Origin of the sequence: Cupriavidus pauculus (genome assembly GCF_022179805.1) — a bacterium.
GTDB classification, from domain to species: Bacteria; Pseudomonadota; Gammaproteobacteria; order Burkholderiales; family Burkholderiaceae; genus Cupriavidus; species Cupriavidus pauculus_E.
On sequence record NZ_BPUO01000011.1, the window covers coordinates 170,305 to 192,923 of the forward strand.

General features: G+C 66.8%; 21 protein-coding genes. 15 read left to right on the plus strand and 6 right to left on the minus strand.

Features of this window, described 5'->3' with window-relative positions; genetic code table 11:
• Positions 1–38 precede the first annotated feature (38 nt).
• The 11 genes from mltA (at position 39) to cobA (ending at position 10,645) form a co-directional block, all read left to right on the plus strand.
• The gene (gene mltA / locus MFF62_RS22245; RefSeq protein ID WP_238265271.1) at positions 39–1,169 is read left to right on the plus strand and encodes a murein transglycosylase A; all 1,131 of its coding nucleotides are present in this window, start codon (positions 39–41) and stop codon (positions 1,167–1,169) included.
• Between the two features lie 497 nt (positions 1,170–1,666).
• Complete coding sequence (locus tag MFF62_RS22250) at positions 1,667–3,259, plus strand: cytochrome D1 domain-containing protein (RefSeq protein ID WP_238265302.1); 1,593 nt, start codon at positions 1,667–1,669, stop codon at positions 3,257–3,259.
• 67 nt (positions 3,260–3,326) lie between these two features.
• Positions 3,327–3,632, plus strand: coding sequence for a c-type cytochrome (locus MFF62_RS22255; RefSeq protein ID WP_238265272.1), 306 nt, complete (start codon positions 3,327–3,329; stop codon positions 3,630–3,632).
• 42 nt (positions 3,633–3,674) lie between these two features.
• Positions 3,675–4,004: a c-type cytochrome gene (locus MFF62_RS22260; RefSeq protein WP_238265273.1), complete on the plus strand. Its 330-nt coding sequence runs from the start codon at positions 3,675–3,677 to the stop codon at positions 4,002–4,004.
• Between the two features lie 35 nt (positions 4,005–4,039).
• Positions 4,040–5,206, plus strand: coding sequence for a cytochrome D1 domain-containing protein (locus tag MFF62_RS22265; RefSeq protein WP_404990819.1), 1,167 nt, complete (start codon positions 4,040–4,042; stop codon positions 5,204–5,206).
• 5 nt (positions 5,207–5,211) lie between these two features.
• Positions 5,212–6,204: a siroheme decarboxylase subunit beta gene (gene ahbB / locus MFF62_RS22270; RefSeq protein ID WP_238265275.1), complete on the plus strand. Its 993-nt coding sequence runs from the start codon at positions 5,212–5,214 to the stop codon at positions 6,202–6,204.
• Positions 6,201–6,686 carry an AsnC family transcriptional regulator gene (locus MFF62_RS22275; protein ID WP_238265276.1) on the plus strand — a complete coding sequence of 162 codons (486 nt, stop codon included), beginning with the start codon at positions 6,201–6,203 and terminating at the stop codon, positions 6,684–6,686. The genes ahbB (MFF62_RS22270) and MFF62_RS22275 overlap by 4 nt, the downstream gene beginning before the upstream one ends.
• A gap of 2 nt (positions 6,687–6,688) precedes the next feature.
• On the plus strand, positions 6,689–7,195 hold the full coding sequence (ahbB, locus tag MFF62_RS22280) for a siroheme decarboxylase subunit beta (protein WP_238265277.1): 507 nt from the start codon (positions 6,689–6,691) through the stop codon (positions 7,193–7,195).
• A gap of 3 nt (positions 7,196–7,198) precedes the next feature.
• On the plus strand, positions 7,199–8,362 hold the full coding sequence (gene nirJ, locus MFF62_RS22285) for a heme d1 biosynthesis radical SAM protein NirJ (RefSeq protein ID WP_238265278.1): 1,164 nt from the start codon (positions 7,199–7,201) through the stop codon (positions 8,360–8,362).
• Positions 8,359–9,846: a nitrite reductase gene (locus MFF62_RS22290; RefSeq protein ID WP_238265279.1), complete on the plus strand. Its 1,488-nt coding sequence runs from the start codon at positions 8,359–8,361 to the stop codon at positions 9,844–9,846. The genes nirJ and MFF62_RS22290 overlap by 4 nt, the downstream gene beginning before the upstream one ends.
• Before the next feature lie 16 nt (positions 9,847–9,862).
• Entirely contained in the window at positions 9,863–10,645 is a 783-nt protein-coding gene (cobA, locus tag MFF62_RS22295) for a uroporphyrinogen-III C-methyltransferase (protein ID WP_238265280.1), read from the plus strand.
• Between the two features lie 217 nt (positions 10,646–10,862).
• Here the strand turns inward: cobA and MFF62_RS22300 are convergent, their stop codons facing one another.
• Positions 10,863–13,148, minus strand: coding sequence for a nitric-oxide reductase large subunit (locus MFF62_RS22300; protein ID WP_238265281.1), 2,286 nt, complete (start codon positions 13,146–13,148; stop codon positions 10,863–10,865).
• Between the two features lie 55 nt (positions 13,149–13,203).
• On the minus strand, positions 13,204–13,887 hold the full coding sequence (gene ytfE / locus MFF62_RS22305; RefSeq protein WP_238265282.1) for an iron-sulfur cluster repair protein YtfE: 684 nt from the start codon (positions 13,885–13,887) through the stop codon (positions 13,204–13,206).
• 151 nt (positions 13,888–14,038) lie between these two features.
• On the opposite strand from ytfE, the gene norR reads away from it, so the two are divergent.
• The gene (gene norR, locus MFF62_RS22310) at positions 14,039–15,628 is read left to right on the plus strand and encodes a nitric oxide reductase transcriptional regulator NorR (protein ID WP_238265283.1); all 1,590 of its coding nucleotides are present in this window, start codon (positions 14,039–14,041) and stop codon (positions 15,626–15,628) included.
• Positions 15,629–15,645: 17 nt separating this feature from the next.
• Here norR and paaK read toward each other — a convergent pair whose 3' ends face one another.
• The 4 genes from paaK to MFF62_RS22330 form a co-directional block, all read right to left on the minus strand.
• Positions 15,646–16,950: a phenylacetate--CoA ligase PaaK gene (gene paaK, locus MFF62_RS22315; protein WP_238265284.1), complete on the minus strand. Its 1,305-nt coding sequence runs from the start codon at positions 16,948–16,950 to the stop codon at positions 15,646–15,648.
• Positions 16,951–17,013: 63 nt separating this feature from the next.
• Positions 17,014–17,454 carry a hydroxyphenylacetyl-CoA thioesterase PaaI gene (gene paaI / locus MFF62_RS22320; RefSeq protein WP_238265285.1) on the minus strand — a complete coding sequence of 147 codons (441 nt, stop codon included), beginning with the start codon at positions 17,452–17,454 and terminating at the stop codon, positions 17,014–17,016.
• A 36-nt stretch (positions 17,455–17,490) separates the two neighbouring features.
• Entirely contained in the window at positions 17,491–18,333 is an 843-nt protein-coding gene (paaG, locus tag MFF62_RS22325; RefSeq protein ID WP_404990816.1) for a 2-(1,2-epoxy-1,2-dihydrophenyl)acetyl-CoA isomerase PaaG, read from the minus strand.
• 156 nt (positions 18,334–18,489) lie between these two features.
• Positions 18,490–19,428 carry a LysR substrate-binding domain-containing protein gene (locus MFF62_RS22330; RefSeq protein WP_238265287.1) on the minus strand — a complete coding sequence of 313 codons (939 nt, stop codon included), beginning with the start codon at positions 19,426–19,428 and terminating at the stop codon, positions 18,490–18,492.
• 118 nt (positions 19,429–19,546) lie between these two features.
• On the opposite strand from MFF62_RS22330, the gene MFF62_RS22335 reads away from it, so the two are divergent.
• The 3 genes from MFF62_RS22335 (at position 19,547) to MFF62_RS22345 (ending at position 22,305) form a co-directional block, all read left to right on the plus strand.
• Complete coding sequence (locus MFF62_RS22335; protein ID WP_238265288.1) at positions 19,547–20,350, plus strand: HpcH/HpaI aldolase family protein; 804 nt, start codon at positions 19,547–19,549, stop codon at positions 20,348–20,350.
• A 42-nt stretch (positions 20,351–20,392) separates the two neighbouring features.
• Positions 20,393–21,373, plus strand: a complete 981-nt coding sequence (locus MFF62_RS22340; protein WP_238265289.1) for a Bug family tripartite tricarboxylate transporter substrate binding protein — start codon at positions 20,393–20,395, stop codon at positions 21,371–21,373.
• 155 nt (positions 21,374–21,528) lie between these two features.
• Complete coding sequence (locus MFF62_RS22345) at positions 21,529–22,305, plus strand: enoyl-CoA hydratase (protein ID WP_238265290.1); 777 nt, start codon at positions 21,529–21,531, stop codon at positions 22,303–22,305.
• Positions 22,306–22,619: the final 314 nt, after the last annotated feature.

A 22,619-nucleotide genomic window follows, 5' to 3' on the forward strand; every position in this document is an offset into this window, starting at 1 on the left:
ACGGATCGGGTTGAGATTGTAGGCAAAGAACGAACAAGATGGCATATCAGTATTTCCCAGGCGCTCCGCGCACGACGACACCCCGAAGCTGGCTGGCGCTGGCCGCCTCCGCCCTTGGCGCCGCGCTGCTGGCCGGCTGCATGAGCGGCGGCCCGATCCGCGTGCAACCGGGCGGCACGCCCAGCACGCCGACGCCCCCGACGTCGCCGACGGCCGGCAAGCTGCAGCCCGCCACCTGGGCCGAGATCGGCGGCTGGAGCCAGGACGACGTGCGCGCCGCCTGGCCGGCGCTGCAGGCCAGCTGCCAGGCCCTGAAGAAGAAGCCCGAGTGGAGCCGCGTCTGCGCCACCGGCCTGATGGTGGACGCCGGCGACCTCGTCGCCATGCGCGCCTACTTCGAAACCCACTTCCAGCCGTACCGGGTGGTCAATGTCGATGGCACCGATAGTGGTCTGATCACCGGCTACTACGAGCCGATCCTGCACGGATCGCGCACGCGCCAGGGGCAGTACCAGGTACCGCTGTACCGCCGCCCCGCCCAGCTCCGCGGCGCGCTGCCGGCGCGCGGCGACCTGCTGCAGATGCCGGCGATGCGCGGCAATGAACTGGTCTACGTGGACGATGCGGTCGAGGCGGCCTTCCTGCAGATCCAGGGCTCGGGCCGTATCCGCCTGCAGGACGGCACGGTCATGCGCGTCGGGTATGGCGGCACCAACGACCAGCCGTTCCGCTCGTTCGGCAAATGGCTGCTGGACCGAGGCGAGATCACGCCTGCGCAGGCAACGATGCAGGGCATCAAGGCGTGGGCGCGCAACAACCCGAATCGCGTCGACGAGATGCTCAACGTCAATCCGCGCTTCGTGTTCTTCCGCGAACTGCCGCCCAACAACGACGGCCCGGTCGGCGCGCTGGGTGTGCCGCTCACCGCGGAACGCTCGATCGCCGTGGACCCGGCCACGATCCCGCTGGGCGTGCCGGTGTTCCTGTCGACCACACGCCCGCTGTCGACCGAACCGATCCAGCGCCTGATGTTCGCCCAGGACACCGGCTCGGCCATCAAGGGCGGCGTCCGCGCCGACTTCTTCTGGGGCGCCGGCGACGCAGCCGGCGAAACGGCCGGCCGCATGAAGCAGGGCGGCCGCATGTGGGTGCTGATGCCGCGCAGCTAAGTCAGCTTCCGCTCTTTGTTTTGCTCCCCTCTCCCGCCCAGCGGGAGAGGGGCCGGGGGTGAGGGCGCAACGGTTCAATTTGCGACCATCGCGTCTTGTGCGGCTTGCCCTCTCCCCCAACCCCTCTCCCACGTCGTGGGAGAGGGGAGCCCGCCAGAGGTAGTTCAACTCTTGCCGTCACTGTTCCCCGCCAGCAACGTCTCCCGCCTCATATCCTCTTCCGACATAGGGTCTTTGCCCCTGTCGCGCCTCCAAATCGCATTTCCCCAACGCGCCACCCGTGTTCCATCACGGCGTGACGCATCCCGCCGTCCAAGTTCCGTGTGAACTGTGCTCGGCTTGACTGCCATCAATCCTGGGTCATCGCAATTTCACGATGATGGGCACATCCGACGTGCCTGAGCACGCCACCGCATTTCCCACTCTCGCTGAGCAGAGACATGAAGGCGACACCCAGGATGTTCCCCGCGCTGGCGGCACTGCCGCTGGTCTTTTGGATGGCCCATGGCCACGCGGACACCGCACCGGCGCAGAATCCGGTGCCCACGCTGACCGCAGATGAATTCAATCACGCGCGACAGATCTACTTCGAGCGGTGCGCCGGTTGCCACGGCGTGCTGCGCAAGGGCGCCACGGGCAAGGCGCTGACGCCCGACATCACGCGGGCGCGCGGCACCGAGTACCTGAAGACGTTCATCAAGTATGGCAGCCCCGCCGGCATGCCGAACTGGGGCACGTCGGGCGACCTGTCCGAGGCCGAAATCGACCAGATGGCGCGCTACGTCCAGCTGGAGCTGCCCACCCCGCCGGAATTCTCGCTGGCCGACATCGAGAAATCGCGCAAGGACATCGTGCCCGTGGCCAAGCGGCCCGCGCGCAAGATGAACAACTACAACCTCGACAACCTGTTCTCGGTCACGCTGCGCGATTCGGGCGAGGTGGCGCTGATCGACGGCGATTCCAAGAAGATCATCAATATCGTCAAGACCGGCTACGCGGTGCATATCTCGCGCATGTCGGCGTCGGGGCGCTACCTGTACGTGATTGGCCGCGACGCGCGCCTGAACCTGATCGATCTCTGGATGCCGGTGCCCGACAACGTGGCCGAAGTGAAGATCGGCCTGGAGGCGCGGTCGGTGGAAACGTCCAAGTACAAGGGCTACGAAGACAAGTACGCCGTGGCCGGATCGTACTGGCCGCCGCAGTACGTGATCATGGAAGGTGACACGCTCAAGCCGCTGAAGGTGGTGTCCACGCGCGGCATGACCGTCGACAACGAATACCACCCCGAGCCGCGCGTGGCGTCGATCGTGGCCAGCCACTACCGGCCCGAGTTCGTCATCAACGCCAAGGAGACCGGCAAGATCCTGATGGTGGACTACTCGGACCTCAAGAACCTGAAGACCACCACGATCGATTCGGCCAAGTTCCTGCACGACGGCGGCTTCGATTCCACGGGCCGCTACTTCCTGGTGGCCGCCAACGCGTCGGACAAGATCGCCGTGGTCGATACGAAGGAAGACCGGCTGGCGGCGCTGGTGGACGTGGGCAAGACGCCTCACCCGGGCCGTGGCGCCAATTTCGTGCATCCGAAGTTCGGGCCGGTCTGGGCCACGAGCCACCTCGGTGACGAGACCGTCAGCCTGATCGGCACCGATCCGGTCAAGAACAAGGCCAATGCGTGGAAGGTGGTGCAGACGCTGAAGGGGCAGGGCGGCGGGTCGCTGTTCATCAAGACCCATCCGAAGTCGCACAACCTCTGGGTCGATACGCCGCTGAATCCCGACAACAAGCTGAATCAGTCGGTGGCCGTGTTCGACACCCAGAAGCTCGACGGCGGATTCGAGGTGCTGCCGATCGCCCAGTGGGCCAACCTGAAGGGCGAGGGCGCCAAACGCGTGGTGCAGGCCGAGTACAACAAGGCCGGCGACGAGGTGTGGTTCTCGGTCTGGGGCACGAAGGACCAGGAGTCCGCGCTGGTGGTGATCGATGACAAGACCCGCAAGCTCAAGACCGTGCTCAAGGACCCGCGCCTGATCACGCCGACCGGCAAGTTCAACACGCACAACACCCAGCACGACGTTTATTGATCCGCAGAGCCGGCCGGGGCGCACCGCGCGCCGGCCGCCCTCGCATTCGCAATAGCAGGAGAAAAACATGCATCCCGCAAAGATCCTCGCCACGGCCTTGCTGGCCGTCGGCCTGCCCCTGTCCGCTCATGCCAGTGCCGACCTGGCCAAGAGCAAGAACTGCATGGCGTGCCACAGCGTCGACAAGAAGGTGCTCGGGCCGTCGTTCAAGGACGTGGCGGCCAAGTACAAGGCCGACAAGGGCGCGGCCGCGCAAATTACCCAAAGCATCCTGAAGGGCAGCAGCGGCCGGTGGGGTGGCATTCCGATGCCGCCCAACGCGGTGACCGAGGCCGAGGCCGGCACGCTGGCCAAGTGGGTACTGAGCCTCTGACCCGTGGCGCCGCGCACCGTATGGCAATGGTTGCTGCTCGGCATGTTGGCCGTGTCCGGCGCGCCGGTGCACGCGGAGCCGCCGGCGGCGCGCCAGGCGCAACTGGCCCGCTGGCTGCGTGATGACTGTGGCGCCTGCCACGGCATGACGCTGCAGGGCGGGCTGGGTTCGCCGCTGACGGCCCAGGCGCTGGTGGGCAAGCCGCGCGACGGGCTGGTGGCCACCGTGCTGCAGGGGCGTCCGGGCACCGCGATGCCGCCGTGGCAACCGTTCATGACGCAGGAAGAAGCCCAATGGCTGATCGATCGACTGCTGGCGGGAAAGCCGCCGCCCGTAATTCCCACATCGCCCGAGGGCACATCGCACGACTGATCCGCTTGTCGCAGGCCGTGATCGCCACGCTGGGCCTGGCCTGGCTGGTATCGGCATGCACCAGCTTGCCCGCGCCAGACGCCGGGCAAGACAACTTGCGCGGTACGGGCGACCTGGGGGTGATCATCGAGCGCGCCAGCGGCCGCCTGCAGGTGGTGGAAACCACCGGCATGACGAGCCTGGGCACGGTCGACGGCCTGGGCGATCTGTCGCACGCGAGCGTGGTGTTCTCGCGCGACGGCCGCTATGGCTACGTGTTCGGGCGCGACGGCGGCCTGACCCGCGTGGATCTGCTGGCGCGGCGCATCACGCATCGGATCAAGCAGGCCGGCAACAGCATCGGCGGCGCGATGCTGCAGAACGGCAAGGTGGTGGCCGCGCAGAACTACGCGCCGGGCGGCATCAAGCTGTTCGATGCCGAAACACTGGAGCTGCTGGCCGACATCCCTGCGACCGGCCCCGACGGCCGCCGTTCGAAGGTGGTGGGGCTTGCCGACCTGCCCGGCCAGCGCCTGGCGGCCAGCCTGTTCGAGGCCGGCGAGATCTGGATCATCGACGCCAAGAACCCGCGCCAGCCGAGCGTGACGCGTTTGAAGGCCGGCCGCGAACCGTATGACGGCCTGCTGACGCCCGACGGACGCTGGTATCTGGCGGGCCTGTTCGGCGAGGACGGCCTGTCGCTGGTGGACCTGTGGCAGACCCCGCCCACCGCACGCAAGGTGCTGTCCGGCTATGGCCGGGGCGAGGCACCGCTGCCGGTCTACAAGATGCCGCATCTGCGCGGCTGGGCCATGGCGCAGGGGCAGGCGTGGCTACCCGCGATCGGCCGGCATGAGCTGTTGGTGGCCGACCCGACGCACGGCTGGCGCGAACAGGCACGCGTGGCCGTGGCGGGCCAGCCGGTATTCGCCATGGCGCGCCCCGACGGGCGGCAGGTCTGGGTCAATTTCGCGTTCCCGAAGAATGACACGGTGCAGGTGGTCGACACCGCTACGCGGCAGGTGGTGAAGACGCTGACCCCGTGCCGTGGCGTGCTGCACATGGAGTTCGCGCCGAAGGGTGAAGCGCTGTGGCTCTCATGCCGTGACGACAACCGCGTCGAGGTCTACGACACCACCACGTTCCAGCGCATCGCCACGCTTGCCGCCGACCAACCCAGCGGCATCTTCTTTACCGTGCGCGCCCAGCGCATGGGGATGTAATGGCCATGTTCGACGAGAAACGCTTCTACGACTGCATCCAGCACGACTTTCCCATCGTGGCGCGTCCCTACCGGAGCGCGGGCGCGTCGATGGACCTCAGCGAACAGGCCGTGCTGAACGTGCTGGCGCGCGATGTGGGCGCCGGGCGCGTGAGCCGGATCGGGGCCGTCTTCGCGCCCAACGTGATCGGCGCCAGCACGCTGGCCGCGTTGTCCGTGCCGCCCCACGCGCTGGTCGAGGTGGCGCAATGCGTCAATGCCTATGGCGCGGTCAGCCACAACTATGCGCGCCAGGGTCATGCCTACAACCTCTGGTTCGTGGCCGGTGCGCGCAACCGTGGCGCGCTCGACGCGGTGCTGCAGAGCATCGCGAACGACGTGGGACAGGTGCCGCTGGACTTGCCGATGGAGCGCGAGTACCACATCGACCTGGGTTTTTCGATGTCGGGCGCACGCGGTGGTCCACGCAAGTCGCGCCGATCTTCGATGGCATCGGCGGCATCGGCGGAACTCACTGACGACGACTGGCGACTGGTGGCGGCCATCGAGAGCGGCTTGCCGCTGACGCCGCAACCGTTCCACGCACTGGCCCGGTGCTGCGGCGTACCCCTGCACCGGGTGCTGGCGCGTATCGCGCAGTGGCATGCCACTGGCGTGATCCGGCGTTTCGGGGTGATCCTGCACCACCGGCCGTTTGGCTATCGCCATAACGCCATGTGCGCGTGGGATGTGGCCGACAACCGCGTCGATGCGATCGGGACGCGGCTGGCGCGCGTGGCGCCGGTGTCGCTGTGCTATCGCCGCACGCGTCGCGAACCGTTCTGGCCGTACAACCTGTTTGCCATGGTGCATGCGCGCAGCGAGGACGAACTCCAGTCGGCGCTCGCGCATTTCGATTGCCAGGCGGGCATGGCGTCGATGCCCGGCGTCGTGCTGCGGAGCAGTACGTGCTTCAAGCAGTGCGGCACGCGCTATAGCTCGGGAGCCGCGCACCCATGACGGACGCCGTTGCCGTACCCGATGGCCCGGTGGCGCTCGATGCGCTGGACCGCCGCATCGTCAACGCATTGCAGCGCGGGCTGCCGCTGACGCCCCGGCCGTATGCCGATGCCGCTGCCGCGCTCGATATCGATGAAGCCACGCTATTGGGCCGGCTGCGCGCGTTGCTGGCGCGGGGCGTGCTGACGCGCTTTGGGCCGCTGTTCCAGATCGAGTGCGCGGGCGGGCAGTTTGTGCTGTGCGCCTGCCATGCGCCGGCCGACCGGATCGATGACGTGATCGCGGCCATCAACGCGTTTCCCGAGGTGGCGCACCACTACGCGCGCACGCATCACCTGAACCTGTGGTTCGTGCTCGCGGTGCCGCGCGCCGGCGATGTGGCTGGCGTGCTGGAGCGCATGGCCGTCAGCGCCGGCGTGGAAATCCTGCCCTTCCCGAAGCAACGCGAGTTCTTCGTCAACCTGTACCTGCCTGTGACTTGACCATGCCCGACGCCCCCGATCCAGGAATCGACCCCATTGACCTCGCACTGATGCACGCCACGCAGGCAGGCCTGCCGCTGGTTTCCGCGCCGTGGCAGGCACTGGGCGACCAGCTCGGCATTACCGAGGCCGAGGTCATGGCCCGCTTTGCGGCGATGGGCGACCGCGGCGTGCTGCGCCGGGTGGGCGCGGTGCCGAACCACTACGCGCTGGGCTGGCGCGCCAACGGCATGACCGTCTGGAATATCGACGATACGCGGATCGCGGAGCTTGGCGAGCGCGTCGGCGCCTTGCCGTTCGTCAGCCATTGCTATCAGCGCCCGCGCCGTTTGCCGGACTGGCCCTACAACCTGTTCGCGATGGTCCACGCGCGCACCCGCGACGAGGCCACCCCGCAGATCGCTCAGATCCGCGATGTGCTGGGCCAGGCCTGCCGGGCGCACGACGTGCTGTGGTCCACGCGCATCCTCAAGAAAACCGGCCTGCGTCTGCGGGCCTCCGGAGATTGATCCATGTTCAGAGTGTCCCGCTTCATGGAGGCGTTGCGCGACGGCGGCCCCGTGCCCGCGCCACGCCGCGCTGGCGGCCCTGTGGTGATCTGGAACCTCGTGCGGCGCTGCAATCTCAATTGCAAGCACTGCTATTCCACGTCGGCCAATACCGATTTCAAGGGCGAGTTGTCCACGGCCGAAGCCATCGCGGTGCTGCACCAACTTAAGGCAGCCGGGGTGCCCGCGCTGATCCTGTCCGGCGGCGAGCCGCTGCTGCGGCCAGACCTGTACGAGATCGCCGCGCACGCCAAGCGGCTGGGCTTTCATCTGTCTCTGTCCTCGAACGGCACGCTGCTCGATGCCGGGCACGCCGCGAAGCTGCTGGTGGCCGGGTTCGATTATGTCGGCGTGAGCCTGGACGGGATGGAGGCCACGCACGATCACTTCCGCCGCAGCCAGGGCGCGTTCCGGCAGGCGCTGAACGGCCTGCGCATCGCCCGGAAGTCGGGCTTGCGAGTGGGCGTGCGCATGACGTTGACCGAGGCCAATGCCGACGAGCTGCCTGACGTCGTGGCACTGACCGAGTCCGAAGGGATCGACAAGTTCTACCTGTCGCATTTCAACTATGCCGGCCGGGGCAGCAATCATCGCAGTGACGATGCGCATCACGCCCACACCCGCGTGGCGGTGGATTGGCTATTCGACCATGTGTGGGAGCGGGCTGGCCAGCGGCGCGCCGGCGACTTCGTCACCGGCAACAACGATGCCGATGGCGTGAGCCTGCTGCACTGGATTGCGCGCCGCCAGCCCGGCCGGCTGGCCGATATGCGGCAACGGCTGGTCAACTGGGGCGGCAATGCCACGGGCGTGGGCGTGGCCAATATCGACAACCTCGGCAACGTGCATCCGGACACGATGTGGTGGCAAGTCTCGCTCGGCAACGTGCGCGAGCGGGCGTTTGGCGACATCTGGGCCGACCGCAGCCATCCGTTGATGCGCGGGCTGAAGGCCGCACCGCGTCCGCTGGAAGGTCGTTGTGCGGGCTGCGCCCATCGCGACATCTGCAACGGCAACACGCGCGTGCGCGCCTACGCCGTGAGCGGCAACCCGTGGGCCGAGGACCCTGGCTGCTATCTGTCCGACGTGGAGATCGCCGAGCCGCTGGGCAAGGAGGTTGCCGCATGAAACGCCTGATCGCGGCAATCGCCCTGACGGCATCGGCCTGGGCCGGCGCACAGACCACGCCGCCCGCCACGCTGGCTGATACCGAGGTGGTATTCCAGCAGCACTGCGCGGCTTGCCATGGCGCGGACCGGCTCGGCGGCATGGGGCCAGCGCTGTTGCCGGAAAGCCTGGAACGGCTCAAGCCCGATGCGTTGCGCGATGTGCTGCGCAACGGCCGCGCCGCCACGCAGATGCCCGGCTTTGCCGACCAGTTGCCGGCGGCGACGCTCGACCAGCTTGCCACCTGGCTGCGCACGGCGCCTGCGGTGGTGCCGCACTGGCAGGCGGCGGACATTCGCGCCTCGCGCGTGGTCCATCACGCACCGGGCAGCCTGCCGGACCGGCCGGTGTTCCAGGCCGATGCTGGCAACCTGTTCCTGGTGGTGGAATCGGGCAGCCATCACCTGAGCGTGCTCGATGGCGACAAGCTGGTACCGATCCATCGGTTCCAGACGCGCTTCGCGCTGCACGGCGGCCCCAAGTTCAGCCGCGACGGGCGCTATGTCTTCGTGGCCAGCCGCGACGGCTGGATCAGCAAGTTCGACTTGTGGAACCTGAAGCTGGTGGCCGAGATCAGGGTGGGGCTGAACACGCGCAATGTGGCGGTCAGCGACGACGGCAAGTGGGTCATGGCCGGCAACACGCTGCCGCAAACCATGGTGCTGCTGCATGCCGATGATCTGTCGCTGGAGCGGGTGTATCCGGTGACTGGCGCCAATGCCAAGGCGTCGCGCGTGTCAGCCGTGTACGACGCCGCGCCGCGTGCATCGTTCATCGCAGCGCTGCGCGATATTCCCGAGGTCTGGGAGATTCCCTACGCCACGCTGGAGCCGCGCGCGATCAAGCTGGACGATGTGCTCGACGACTTCTTCTTCGACCAGCCGTATCGCCACATACTCGGCGCGTCGCGCAGCGGTGGCGGGCAGGTGATCGACATCGATGCCGGGCGCAAGGTGGCCGATCTGGCGCTGTCCGGCATGCCGCACCTGGGTAGCGGCATTACGTGGCAGCGCAATGGGCGCGACGTGATGGCGTCGCCGAACCTGAAGCAGGGCGCGCTGAGCGTGATCGACATGGGCACCTGGAAGACCGTGGCCACGATTGCCACCAACGGGCCGGGGTTTTTCATTCGCAGCCACGAAGCCACGCCCTATGCCTGGACCGACGCAATGATGAGCCCGCGCCGCGACACGCTGCAGATCATCGACAAGCAGACGCTGGCCGTGGTGGGCAGCGTGACGCCGTCGCCGGGGCGGACGGCCGCGCATGTGGAATTCACGCGTGACGGCCGCTACGCGCTGGTCAGCCTGATGGAGCAGGACGGCGCCATCGTGGTGTACGACGCGGCCACGTTCCGGGAGGTCAAGCGCCTGCCGATGGACCGCCCGGTGGGCAAGTACAACGTCTTCAACAAGACCACACGGTCTTCGGGCACGAGCCACTGAATAGAGAGATGACACGATGATTTCGCGGAAAACAGGCAAGGTGTGGCTGGTGGGCGTGGGCCCAGGTGACCCCGATCTGGTGACGGTCAAGGCGGCGCGGGCACTGTCCGAGGCGCAGGTCTGGCTGATCGACGATCTGGTGCCGGATTTCATGAACTGTTACGCCAGCCCCGGGACGGAGATCGTGCCGGTGGGCAAGCGCGGCGGCCGTTGTTCGGTGAGCCAGGCCAGTATTCACGCCCAGACGCTGGCACACGCGCTGGCCGGGCGCAGCGTGGCGCGCGTGAAAGGCGGCGACCCGCTGATGTTCGGCCGGGGTGGCGAGGAGGCGGCGTTCCTGAGGGGACACGGTCTGGAAGTCGAGGTGGTCAACGGCATCAGCAGTGGGCTGGCAGCGGCGCAGTCACTGGGCATCGCGCTGACGCACCGGGCGCACTGCCATGGCGTGACGTTCGTCACCGCACACACACGTGGAGATGGCGAACCCGACTGGCGGGCGCTGGCGGCCAGTGGTACTACGTTGGTGATCTACATGGGCATGCATCGGATTGCGACGATTCGTGAGTCGCTGCTGGCAGCCGGCATGCGCGCCGATATGCCGGCCGGCGCGGTGATGCACGCGAGCTGTGCGGACGAACGCCGCTGGGTAGGTACGCTGGGCACGTTGACCGAGGCCGTCAACGCCGGCTTGGCCAGCCCGTCGATCATTCTGGTGGGTGAAGTGGTGGCGACAGCGATGGAACAACCTGCTGCTGCCGCTGCCGGTCTACCACTTGTTTTCTCCCCTCTCCCACGCTAGTGGGAGAGGGGCGGGGGTGAGGGCCAAGCGGTTCAAATTGCGACATGTCGTGGATTGAGCCGCCAAGCCCTCTCCCCCAACCCCTCTCCCGCGTTGCGGGAGAGGGGAGCAAAATCAACGAGGCAATATTCCACCCCTCGGTTTTCTCCCCTCTCCCACGTTAGTGGGAGAGGGGAGTCAAAACCAAGGGAGAGCAAAACCAATCAGGTAGTTACAGTCAAACACGCTGCCGTGCCAACTGCCCTTCCGGCACATCTCGCGTCGGACCCTTTCCCAGCAATCCCAGCACCACCTGCAGCGCAAACGTCAGCGCGCCCACCAGGAACACCACATCGCCGAACGTCCGGATCCAGCGCAGCGTCTGGAGAATCGGCTGCTGCATGAACGCTTCGCTGCGCGCGTACCAGAGCCCCTCGCTGATGCTGGCCAGCGCCTGGATAATGCCCACCGGCAGCAGGCTGGTGCCGATCATCAGCACAAGACCACCGTTAAGCCCCCAGAACGCAATCGACATCATGCGCGAGCTCAGCCGGTAGGCCGGCCGCACATAGCGCAGCACCAGTAGCGTGAAGCCCAGCGCCAGGAACCCATAGACCCCGAACAATGCCGCGTGAGCATGGACCGGCGTGGTGTTGAGACCTTGCACGTAGTACAGCGAGATCGGCGGGTTGATCATGAAGCCGAACACCCCGGCGCCGAGCATGTTCCAGAACGCCACGGCCGTGAAGCACATGACCGGCCAGCGCAGATTTTCCATCCACGGGGCGCGTTCCTTGAGGCGCCAGTTTTCCCAGGCTTCATGACCGAGCACGATCAGCGGCATGACCTCCAGCGCCGAGAACGTGGCGCCGATGGCCATCACCGGCGTGGTGGTGCCGGCAAAGTACAGATGGTGGAACGTGCCCGGAATGCCGCCGAGCATGAACAGCGATGCCGATGCCAGGCTGGCCGCGGTGGCCATCGGGCGCGACACCAGGCCCAGCGTGGAGAAGATGAAGGCCAGCGCCGTGGTAGCGAATACTTCGAAGAAGCCTTCCACCCACAGGTGCACCACCCACCAGCGCCAGTACTCCATCACGGTCAGGCTGGTGCGCTCGCCGTAGAACAGGCCCGCACCGTAGAACAGGCCGATGGCCACGACCGACGACGTCAGCAGCGCCAGCAGGTTCTTGTCACCGCCATCACGTGCCTTGAAGGCCGGGGCGATGCCGCGCAGCATCAGCACGAGCCAGATCACGATGCCGGCAAACTTCCCGATCTGCCACAGCCGGCCCAGGTCCACATACTCGTAGCCCTGGTGGCCGAGCCAGAAGTTCAGGTGCGCGGGCATCTTCTGCGCGATGGCCAGGTAGTTGCCCACGAACGAGCCCACCACCACGACCACCAGCGCCCAGAACAGCACGTCGACACCCAGCCGCTGGAACTTCGGGTCCTTGCCGCCGTTGATCAGCGGCGCCAGGAACAGCCCGGCGGCCAGGAAGCCCGTGGCGATCCAGAACAGCGCGCTCTGGATGTGCCAGGTGCGCACCAGCGCGTACGGGAACCACTGCGACACGTCGATACCGTAGAACTTCTGCCCCTCCACCGTGTAGTGCGCGGTAAAGCCGCCGATCAGCACCTGGAAGGCGAACAGCGCCACCACCAGGAACACGTACTTGCCCAGCGCGCGTTGCGACGGCGTGAGCGCGAAGGTCGACAGCGGATCGCGGGCCGGGGCGGGCGGCAGCGGCTCTTCCTTGCCGCGCAGGAATGCCCACGCCCAGATCAACAGGCCCACGCCGGCCAGCAGCACGACCACGCTGGTCACCGACCAGACCACGTTCTCGGCGGTGGGCCGGTTGTCGATCAGCGGCTCATGCGGCCAGTTGTTGGTGTAGGTGGCGGTATGGCCGGGGCGGTCGGTGGCGGCGGCCCAGGCCGTCCAGAAGAAGAAGTGCGTCAGCTGCGCGCGCCGTTCGGGCGATGGCAGCGTGTTCTCCTTCATGGCAAAGCTTTCGCGGCTCTTGCGCAGCTCGGGCGCGTCGGAGAACAGGCGCTGGTAGTAGTCGGCCGTCATCTCGATGGCCTTGGCCCGGCGCGGCGACACGGTCAGCACGTTGCTGGCGTCGGTCTGGTTGCCGCGATATTCGGCCTTCAGGTGCGCACGCAGCAGCGCCTGCTGGCCGACATCGAGCGCGGCGAAGTCCTTGCCGTGGCGCTCGCGCGCGGCCAGGTCCAGCCAGGCGGTGAGCTCGCGGTGCAGCCAGTCGGCCGTCCAGTCCGGCGCCTGGTAGGCACCGTGGCCCCAGATCGAGCCAAGCTGCATGCCGCCCACCGACTGCCAGGCGGTCTGTCCGTCGAGGATGTCTTCGGAGGTGAACAGCTTCGTGCCATCGGCGGTAACGACCTGCACCGGAATGGGCGGCTGCTGCCGGTAGACCTCGGTACCGTAGTAGCCGAGCAAAGCAAACGTGACCGCCAGCACGGCGATCAGCGTGAACCATAGTTTCTTGTAGGGGCCCATGATGGGTGCGCGGGATGCGCGTTGTGGGTTGGCAGGAGTCGAAGGACGTCGCGCGTCAGTGGGCGCGGTCGGACGCTGGCCGGACGGCGTTCTCGAACAGCACGTTGTTTTCCAGATGGATGTGTTCCATCAGGTCTTCGCGGAACGTGCGCAGGCCCAGGTACAACGCGCGCCAGGTATTGCAGGCCGCGCGGGGCAACGTGATGTCGTGGGTCAGGTCGGACAGCCGCTGCAGCGCCACGCCGTGGTCGTCGTGTTCCATGCGCATCACGGTGATCGGCGCGGACGCCATGGGGCCCATGCCGCGCGACAGCATCGGGAACAGCACCTGCTCTTCCTTCTGCATATGGCTCAGCAGTTCCTGGAACATCACGCCCAGGTGGTCGGCCAGGCCCACGGGGCACTCGGGGCGGTCGCCGTGCACTTCCTCCACGCGGCGCGCCAGGCGGATCAGTTCGGGCAACTGCTCGCGATGGCGTTCGTGAAAGCGCGCAAGGATGTGGCCGATCAACTGCTCGGCCGGCGCGTCGCTCCAGTCCGGCCCATCGGCCGGCGCCTCGGCCTGCAGCGCCTGCAGGCGCGCTTCGATGGCGGCGGCATCCAGACCCTTGGCCTGCGCCGCGTCGCGCAATGTGTGGGCGCCGCCACAGCAGAAGTCGAGGTCGTAGTCGTGGAAGATCTTCGTCGCGCCAGGAATCCGGCGGGCCAACTGGCCAAGAGACTGGTATTGCATGCTCATGATTTGCTCCTTCTCAATAAGTGCAGCCGTCTCTTGTGCGAATCTCGTGCCCAACAGAAAACTTCAAAGATTCAACGATTTACCGTTAGGTAGGGTTTTTTCGACCGCGAACCGGTGTGGTGAATCGAACCTGATTGGGGTGTTTTCAACCATGATTGGCGAGCTACTTCAGGCCGACCTGTGCGCGGACCTGCCACAGGCGGTGCGCATGCAACGGCTGGTGGGCAGCCTGCGGGCGCATTTCCATTGCGGTGCCGTGGCGCTGCTGCGGCTGGAGGAAGACCATCTGCGCCCGGTGGCTGTGGATGGCCTGGCGCGCGACGCGCTAGGGCGCCGCTTTGCGGTGAGCCTGCACCCACGGCTGGCGGCGATCCTGGCGCGGCGTGGCGTCACCTGCTTCCATCACGACAGCGCGCTGCCCGACCCCTACGACGGCCTGATCGACGAACACGTAGGCGAGCCGCTGCCCGTGCACGATTGCATGGGCATCAGCCTGCAGGCCGAGGGCAAGCCGTGGGGCGTGCTGACGCTCGATGCGCTGCAGGTAGGCACCTTCACCGATGCCGCGCAGGTGGAACTGCAGCGCCTGACGCCGATGGTGGAGGCCGCCATCCGCATCACGCGGCTGGAGTCAGAGATCCGCGCGCTGCGGCAGGGGCGCATCGACGAACCGGTCGGCGACGTGGTGCGCGAGGACGGCGAGATCATCGGGCAGAGCCAGGCCATCAGCCATCTGCTGCACGAACTGCGCGTGGTGGCCGATTCCGAACTGCCGGTGCTGCTGCTGGGCGAAACCGGCGTGGGCAAGGAACTGTTCGCGCATCGGCTGCATCGGCTGTCGCGGCGGCGCAACCGGCCGCTGATCCACGTGAATTGCGCGGCGCTGCCCGAGTCGCTGGCCGAGAGCGAGTTGTTCGGCCATGCGCGAGGCGCGTTCTCGGGCGCTACGGGCGAGCGCCCGGGCCGCTTCGAGGCGGCCGATGGCGGCACGCTGTTCCTGGATGAGGTGGGCGAGCTGCCGCTATCGATCCAGGCCAAGCTGCTGCGCACGCTGCAGAACGGCGAGATCCAGCGGCTGGGATCCGACCGGCCGCGCCACGTGGATGTGCGCGTGATTGCCGCCACCAACCGGCACCTGAAGGAACACGTGCGCGACGGGTCGTTCCGCGCCGATCTCTATCACCGGTTGTCGGTCTATCCGATTCCGATCCCGCCGCTGCGCGAACGGGACAACGATGTGCTGCTGCTGGCCGGGCACTTTCTGGAACTGAATCGCGCGCGACTGGGCTTGCGCAGCCTGCGGCTGTCGGCGGCCGCGCAGGACGCGCTGCGGCGCTACCCGTGGCCGGGCAATGTGCGGGAACTCGAACACGTGGTGAGCCGGGCCGCGCTGAAGCTCGTGAGCCGGGGCGCGAATCGCGTCGACATCCTGACGCTGGACGCAGACCTGTTTTCCGACCTGTTCGATATGGATGGTGTGGGCCTCGCACCGGCCGCCGCCGTGGCGACGCAGCCCGCGGCGCCCGTGGTGGTGCCCGAGGTCACGCTGCGCGAAGCGGTGGATTCGTGCCAGCGGCGCTGCATCGAGCAGGCGCTGCTGGCGCAGGACGGCAACTGGGCGCAGGCCGCGCGCCAGCTTGGGGTGGACGCCAGCAACCTGCACAAGCTGGCGCGCCGGCTGGGGTTCCAGCGCGGCCCGAAGAAGGGCGGCACCCCGCGCCGCGAGGTGCGGCGCGTCTAGGGTGGCCGGGTGGCCGGTCAGCGCTGCCGGTTGTCGACGATGCGCCGCGCCTTGCCCACCGACCGTTCCACACCACCTTCTGGCAGGATCTCGATCCCGGCCGTCACGCCGATATAGGCCTTGATGTCCTGCGCCAGCTGCTCGCGCGCGTGGCCCGCCACAGCGGGCTCGGCGCCGTGGGCGCATTCCACGCGCACGGTCAGCGTGTCGAGCGGGCCTTCCTTGGCCAGCACGCACTGGTAGTGCGGCGCGAGGTCGTTGTGCTTGAGGATCAGTTCCTCGATCTGGGACGGAAACACGTTCACGCCGCGCACGATCATCATGTCGTCGGTGCGGCCCGTGATCTTCTCCATGCGCCGGAAGGCCGCGCGGGCCGTGCCTGGCATCAGGCGCGTGAGGTCGCGCGTGCGATAGCGCACCACCGGCATCGCTTCCTTGGTCAGCGACGTGAAGACCAGTTCGCCGAATTCGCCGTCGGGCAGCACCTCGCCGGTATCGGGATCGATGATCTCGGGGTAGAAATGATCTTCCCAGATGGTGGGGCCGTCCTTGGTCTCGGCGCACTCGTTGGCCACGCCCGGGCCCATCACTTCAGAGAGACCGTAGATGTCCACGGCCGAGATGCCCATGCGTTTTTCAATGGCCAGCCGCATTTCGGGCGTCCAGGGCTCGGCGCCGAAGATGCCGATGCGCAGCGATGTCGATGCCGGATCGATGCCCTGGCGCTCCAGTTCGTCGGCAATCGCCAGCATGTAGCTGGGCGTCACCATGATGATTTCAGGCTTGAAGTCCTGGATCAGCTGCACCTGCCGTTCGGTCTGCCCGCCGCCAAACGGAATCGCCGTGAGCCCGGCCTTCTCCACGCCGTAGTGGGCGCCCAGCCCGCCCGTGAACAGCCCGTAGCCGTAGCTGATGTGCACCTTGTCGCCACGCCGCGCGCCCGAGGCGCGGATCGAGCGGGCCATGACCGTGGCCCAGGTGTCGATGTCCTTGAGCGTGTAGCCCACCACGGTCGGCTTGCCCGTCGTGCCGGACGACGCATGGATGCGCGCCACGCGGTCTTGCGGCACGGCAAACATGCCGAACGGATAGTTGTCGCGCAGGTCCTTCTTGGTCGTGAACGGAAAGCGGGCCAGATCGGCCAGCGATTGCACCTGGTCCGGATGCACGCCCGCCTCGTCGAACTTGCGCCGATACACGGGCGAGTTGTCGTAGGCATGGCGCAGTGACCATTTCAGGCGGTCAAGCTGCAGCGCTTGGAGTTGCTGCCGGCTGGCAGTCTCGACCGGCTCCAGGGGCAGGTCGGTGAGGCGCGTACGCATGTTGTCTCCACGTTTCCGTGATGGGGGCGCTACGTTGGCGCGGGATAAGGCGTTGTCGGTATTTCAGGTCTCGGCCACCGGTACGACGTGTCCCTTGATCTGGGCGGACTTGCCGCGGAACATCGCCACCGGTTCGCCGGCGCGGTTGGTCACCTTGATGTCGTACACGCCGTGGCGGCCGGACAGGATCTGCTCCACGGCCTCGGCGGTCAGCATGTCGCCGCCATGCACGGGCCGCAGGAACTCGATCGAGCAGCCCGACGCCACGGTGTTGATGTTGTGGCTGTTGCAGGCAAACGCGAACGCGGAATCGGCCAGCGTGAACATCAGGCCGCCATGGCAGATGGCGTGGCCGTTCAGGAATTCGGGGCGTACCGGCATGGTCAGCCGGGCATAGCCGGGGCGCACTTCCTGGACCACCATGCCAAGCCAGCGGCTGCAGGCGTCGGACTCGTACATCGCATCGGCGGCGGCCTGGGCCAGCGCCTGGGGATCTTGGGTCAAGCGGCTCTCCTTTGGGAAAGGGGCAACAGGCTGGGATCAGGCGCCCTTGAAATGCGGGGCGCGCTTTTCGAGAAAGGCGTTCACGCCTTCGGAATAGTCATGTGACTGGCCGAGGTCGCGCTGCAGATCGCGTTCCATGTCGAGTTGTTCGTCCAGCGTGTTCGTGGCGCTGGCCCGCATGGACTGCTTGATCGCGGCCAGCGCCCGCGTGGGCTGGCTGGCCAGATGCGTGGCCAGTGCCATGGCCTGTTCCTGCAACAGCGGATCGTCCATCGCTTCCCAGATCAGGCCCCAGCGCTCGGCTTCCTCGGCGCCAAGCTTGTCGCCGGTCATCGCCAGCCCGAGCGCGCGGGCCATGCCCAGCCGCTTGGGCAGCAGCCACGTGCCGCCGGAGTCTGGCACCAGCCCAATCTTGACGAAGGCCTGGATGAAACTGGCGGACTTGGCGGCCAGCACGATGTCGCAGGCCAGCGCCAGGTTGGCGCCGGCACCGGCCGCCGTGCCGTTGACCGCGGCCACCACGGGCAGCGGCAGGGCCTGCAGGCGGCGCACCAGCGGGTTGAACCAGGTATTGATCAGTTCGCCAAGATCGGTGGCGTGGCCCGGTGTGAAATCGAGGTCGGCAAGATCCTGCCCGGCGCAGAAGCCGCGCCCGGCACCGGTCAGCAGCAGCGCCCGCGCGCCGCCGGCCTCGACATGGTCGAGCGCCAGGACCAGCGCGCGATGCATGTCGCGCGTGAAGCTGTTGAGCTTGTCTGGCCGGTTCAGCGTGACGACAGCCACATCGCCCTGCCAGCGCAGCAGGATGGGGCCGGATTCAAGACTCGCACGCGCCGGGGCGTGCGACGAGGTCGGGGGCATGGGGGTCTCCTGCGCCATGTGTTCTCCGGGTCGGTATGTGGATCTTGTGCCACGAGGTCGCACGGCCATTGTAGACAGGCACATGGACGCTTTAAATAAACCGACCAGTCGGTCGGGCAATATTAGTCGGGATGGGGGCAGGGCGCAATACCTGCCGAACCCCTATTCATCTCCCTATTCACCCATGGCGAAGCACGCGGCATCCACCTTGTAGGCGGCCGCGCTTTCCAGCGCCTGTTCCACGAACGGCAGCGTCATCGGGTTGCCGATTTCCTTGTGGAACGCTACCCAGAGTTCCAGCGCGGGCACGTCGCGGTCGGCCAGCCTGCGGAAGACCGCGCCCCTGACAGGCTGTGCCGCGGCCGAAGCCGGCACCAGCGCGACGGCGATGCCGGCCGCCACGATCGACATCACCGCATGGTGGCGCGCGCCATCGTGCAGGCGGGCCGGGACCACGTTGTGCTCGGCCAGCCAGGTCATCATCTGGTCGTGCGCGTACTGGCCGAAGCGCCGCTCCAGCACGGCCAGGCTTTCGCCGTGCAGGTCGCGCGCCTGCACCTTCGGGCGCGCCGCCAGCGGATGGTGCTGCGGCACGGCCAGTACGTAGGGTTCGGACATCAGCCGCCGGGCCTGAAGCCGTGGATCGGTGACTGGCGGCCGCAGGATCGCCACATCGAGTTCATTGTTCAGCAATGACTGGATCATCGATTCCGAACTGGTCTCGCGCAGGGAATACAGCACGCCGGGCCGGTCCGCTGAAAACCGCCGGAGCATGTTCGGCACCAGCTCCACGGCGGAAATGGCGGTCAGGCCGATGCCGAGATGGCCCACGTCCTCGCCACGGCCGGCCTGGCCCACCATCTGCCGCGCGCGGTGCTCGATATCGAGCAGCTTGCCGGCCTCGGCGCGCAGCACCTGGCCTGCCGGCGTCAGGCGCACGCTGCGCTTGGTGCGCTCGAACAGTTGCGCACCCACCTGGGCTTCAAGCTGCTTGATCTGCAGGCTCAGGGGCGGCTGGGTCATGTTCAGGCGCCGGGCGGCGCGCGTGAAGTTGAGTTCGTCGGCCAGCACCAAGAACGACGACAGCACACGCAGTTCGAGCGGACTATACATATACAGGCTCTGTATAAATTCGATACATAAGTAGTATTGGAAATATAACTCGTCGATCTCCAGAATGGCTTTACCCGGCCGCCAAGGTGCTGGGACCCACGACAAATCCGCGAGACATATGACCATCCAGCACCCCATCGACAACCGCCTGCCGGGCCTGCTGCGCAGCGGCGAGCCCCTGCGTGGCATCTTCACCGCGCTGCCCAGCCCCGCCATCGTCGAGATGTGCGCGTACGCGGGATTCACGTTCGTCATCATCGACAACGAGCACGGCGCGGCCGACTTTGAAACCACCGAGCACATGCTGCGGGCGGCGCGCGCGAGCGGCATCGTGCCAGTGGTGCGTTGCTTCCTGGAAGACATCCCGCGCGTGCTGGACATGGGCGCCAGCGGCGTGCAGGTGCCGATGATCGAGACCGCCGACGATGCCCGCGAGCTGGTGCAGCGCGTGCGCTATCCGGGCGAGGGCCGGCGCGGCAGCGCGTTCAGCGGCCGGGCCGCCGGCTACGGCGCGTTTCCAGGCGCGGCACATACCACCCGCAGCAATGAAGGCGTGGCGCTGATCGCCATGATCGAGACGCCCGAGGGCGTGGCCAACGCGGCCGCCATCGCCGCCGTGGACGGCGTGGATGCCGTGTTCGTGGGCCCCAACGACCTGGCCCACGCCATGGGCTACGGCAACGACTGGAAAGCGCCGGCCGTTGCCGCCGCGATCGAACAGGCACTGCGCGCGGTGCATGGCGCGGGCAAATGCGCCGGCATCATCGCGCTGTCGCCGGACGACGAACGGCATTACGGCCAGTTTGGCGCGCGCTATTTCGCTACCGTGGCCACCAGCCTGATCACCCAGGCTTTCCGGCAGGCCGCGCAAGCCGGGCGGGAAGCGCCCGCGGATGGATCGTCCGCCGGGCTGCGCTACTGACGCTGGCGCCGCCTCACTACAAGAACGACCTGGAGACAAATCATGAAATCAATGCTTCGGTGCGCCGTGCGCGCCGGCTTCGTGCTGGCTGGACTTTCGCTGGCGCTGTCGGCCGCGGCCGATACCTGGCCCAGCAAGCCGATCAAGTATGTGGTGCCTTTCTCGCCGGGCGGGGTGTCGGATGCCACCGCGCGAATCGTGGCCGAGGGCTTGTCGCAGCGGCTGGGCCAGCCCGTTGTCATCGAGAACAAGCCGGGTGTATCGGGCATCCTGGGTACCCAGGCCGTGGCGCGCGCCGACGCCGACGGATACACGATCATGGGCGGCACGATCACCACGCACGCGGTCAATCCGTTCTTCTACAAGAAGCTGGGCTACGACCCGGTGAAGGACTTCGTGGCCGTCAACCTAGTCGGCACGGTCAGCAACGTGCTGGTGGTGGCCAATGACAGCAAGTACCAGTCGGTCGACCAGATCGTTGCCGCGCTCAAGGCCAAGCCGAACGGGCTGACGTTCGGCACCGCCGGCCCGGGCAGCTCGCAGCAGCTGTCGGGCCAACTGTTCCAGAGCATCACCGGCACGCAACTGCAACAGATCTCGTACAAAGGCGGCGCAGCGGCCATGACCGACCTGATCGGCGGCCAGATTGACCTGGTGTTCGAAACCGTGGCGGCCGCCAAGCCGATGCTCGACGGCAAGCGCGTGCGTGCCATCGGCGTGACGTCCGCCCACGCGCTGCCTGGCCTGCCCGGCGTGCGTCCGCTGGCCGAGCAGGGGCTCAAGGGCTTCGAGATGCAGTCGTGGCAGGGCGTCTTCGCGCCGGCCGGCACGCCCAAGCCGATTGTCGACCGCCTGGGCAGCGAGATTGCCGCCGTGGTGGCGACGCCGGCCGTACAGCAGCGGCTGCGCACGCTGGGCGTGGAGCCCGAGGGCAAGACGTCGGCGGCGTTCACGGCGTTCCAGCACGCGGAAGTGGCCAAGTGGGGCAAGATCATCCGCGCCGCCGGGGTGGTGCCGGAATAAACCTGGCCTTCGCGGGCCCCTTGTAGTGAATGGGTTTCGGGGTTTGGTCAGGGCCGCCTGCCTGGCGGTACGGCGTCTTGACCGTTGTCACGAAGGCGGGCGAGTATCGGTCCGCTAGCTACAGAACTTGGAATCCATACATACAAGGAGAAGACATGTCGTACGAGAACATCGTGGCGGAGACGCGCGGCCGGGTTGGGCTGGTGACGCTCAATCGGCCCAAGGCACTGAACGCGCTCAATGACGCGCTGATGGATGAGCTGGGCGCCGCGCTGCTGGCTTTCGACCAGGACGACGCCATCGGCTGCATCGTGATCACCGGCAGCGAGCGCGCCTTTGCGGCCGGTGCCGATATCTCGATGATGGCCAAGTACTCCTATATGGATGTCTACAAGGGCGATTACATCACTCGCAACTGGGAGACCATCCGCCGGATCCGCAAGCCCGTGATTGCCGCGGTGGCCGGCTATGCCCTGGGCGGCGGCTGCGAACTGGCCATGATGTGCGACATCGTGATTGCCGCCGACAGCGCTAAGTTCGGCCAGCCCGAGGTGAAGCTGGGCACGATGCCGGGCGCGGGCGGCACTCAGCGCCTGCCGCGCGCTGTATCGAAGTCCAAGGCCATGGACCTTTGCCTGACCGCCCGCATGATGGATGCGGCCGAAGCAGAGCGGGCCGGCCTGGTGTCGCGCGTGGTGGCGGCCGACAAGCTGGTGGACGAGGCGATTGCGGCGGCGGAGACGATTGCCGGCTATTCGCTGCCGGTGGTCATGATGATCAAGGAATCGGTCAACGCGGCCTATGAAACCACGCTGAATGAAGGCGTGCACTTCGAGCGGCGCTTGTTCCACTCCACGTTTGCGACCGAGGATCAGAAAGAAGGGATGGCCGCATTTGTGGAGAAAAGAGCACCCAACTTTAAGCACCAGTAATACTTGAGTCAGGGAATACCCGAGGACAGTAAAGGGGTATTGATCGGCCTGGAAAGATATTTCCAGGCCGATTTTCCTTTCCGATCAAGGGTTTGAGTTGAGCGTGACAAGTTTCTCCCCACAAATCCGTGACAAGCGTGTTGCAAAGCGCGCAGATCGGGCCTAATATTCGCCCCCTCGCAACACAAAGCGCACTGCAAACGCAGCAGCGACAAGGGTTGAGGGGTTAGCGGTGGTTGGTGGTGCAGAAGGTTTGCGGCGCTGACCGGCAGAAAAAAGTTTCTGCAAACTGTTGACGAAACGCTGAATGCTCT

Coding starts and splice junctions, on each gene's coding strand:
- MFF62_RS22345 (WP_238265290.1), top strand. CDS start 21,529: ATGTCGTACGAGAACATCGTGGCGGAGACGCGCGGCCGGGTTGGGCTG.
- MFF62_RS22340 (WP_238265289.1), top strand. CDS start 20,393: ATGAAATCAATGCTTCGGTGCGCCGTGCGCGCCGGCTTCGTGCTGGCT.
- MFF62_RS22300 (WP_238265281.1), bottom strand. CDS start 13,148: ATGGGCCCCTACAAGAAACTATGGTTCACGCTGATCGCCGTGCTGGCG.
- cobA (WP_238265280.1), top strand. CDS start 9,863: ATGATTTCGCGGAAAACAGGCAAGGTGTGGCTGGTGGGCGTGGGCCCA.
- nirJ (WP_238265278.1), top strand. CDS start 7,199: ATGTTCAGAGTGTCCCGCTTCATGGAGGCGTTGCGCGACGGCGGCCCC.
- ytfE (WP_238265282.1), bottom strand. CDS start 13,887: ATGAGCATGCAATACCAGTCTCTTGGCCAGTTGGCCCGCCGGATTCCT.
- ahbB (WP_238265277.1), top strand. CDS start 6,689: ATGCCCGACGCCCCCGATCCAGGAATCGACCCCATTGACCTCGCACTG.
- paaK (WP_238265284.1), bottom strand. CDS start 16,950: ATGCGTACGCGCCTCACCGACCTGCCCCTGGAGCCGGTCGAGACTGCC.
- MFF62_RS22275 (WP_238265276.1), top strand. CDS start 6,201: ATGACGGACGCCGTTGCCGTACCCGATGGCCCGGTGGCGCTCGATGCG.
- mltA (WP_238265271.1), top strand. CDS start 39: ATGGCATATCAGTATTTCCCAGGCGCTCCGCGCACGACGACACCCCGA.
- MFF62_RS22330 (WP_238265287.1), bottom strand. CDS start 19,428: ATGTATAGTCCGCTCGAACTGCGTGTGCTGTCGTCGTTCTTGGTGCTG.
- MFF62_RS22260 (WP_238265273.1), top strand. CDS start 3,675: ATGTTGGCCGTGTCCGGCGCGCCGGTGCACGCGGAGCCGCCGGCGGCG.
- MFF62_RS22250 (WP_238265302.1), top strand. CDS start 1,667: ATGGCCCATGGCCACGCGGACACCGCACCGGCGCAGAATCCGGTGCCC.
- paaG (WP_404990816.1), bottom strand. CDS start 18,333: ATGGCGCAGGAGACCCCCATGCCCCCGACCTCGTCGCACGCCCCGGCG.
- MFF62_RS22255 (WP_238265272.1), top strand. CDS start 3,327: ATGCATCCCGCAAAGATCCTCGCCACGGCCTTGCTGGCCGTCGGCCTG.
- ahbB (WP_238265275.1), top strand. CDS start 5,212: ATGTTCGACGAGAAACGCTTCTACGACTGCATCCAGCACGACTTTCCC.
- MFF62_RS22335 (WP_238265288.1), top strand. CDS start 19,547: ATGACCATCCAGCACCCCATCGACAACCGCCTGCCGGGCCTGCTGCGC.
- norR (WP_238265283.1), top strand. CDS start 14,039: ATGATTGGCGAGCTACTTCAGGCCGACCTGTGCGCGGACCTGCCACAG.
- MFF62_RS22290 (WP_238265279.1), top strand. CDS start 8,359: ATGAAACGCCTGATCGCGGCAATCGCCCTGACGGCATCGGCCTGGGCC.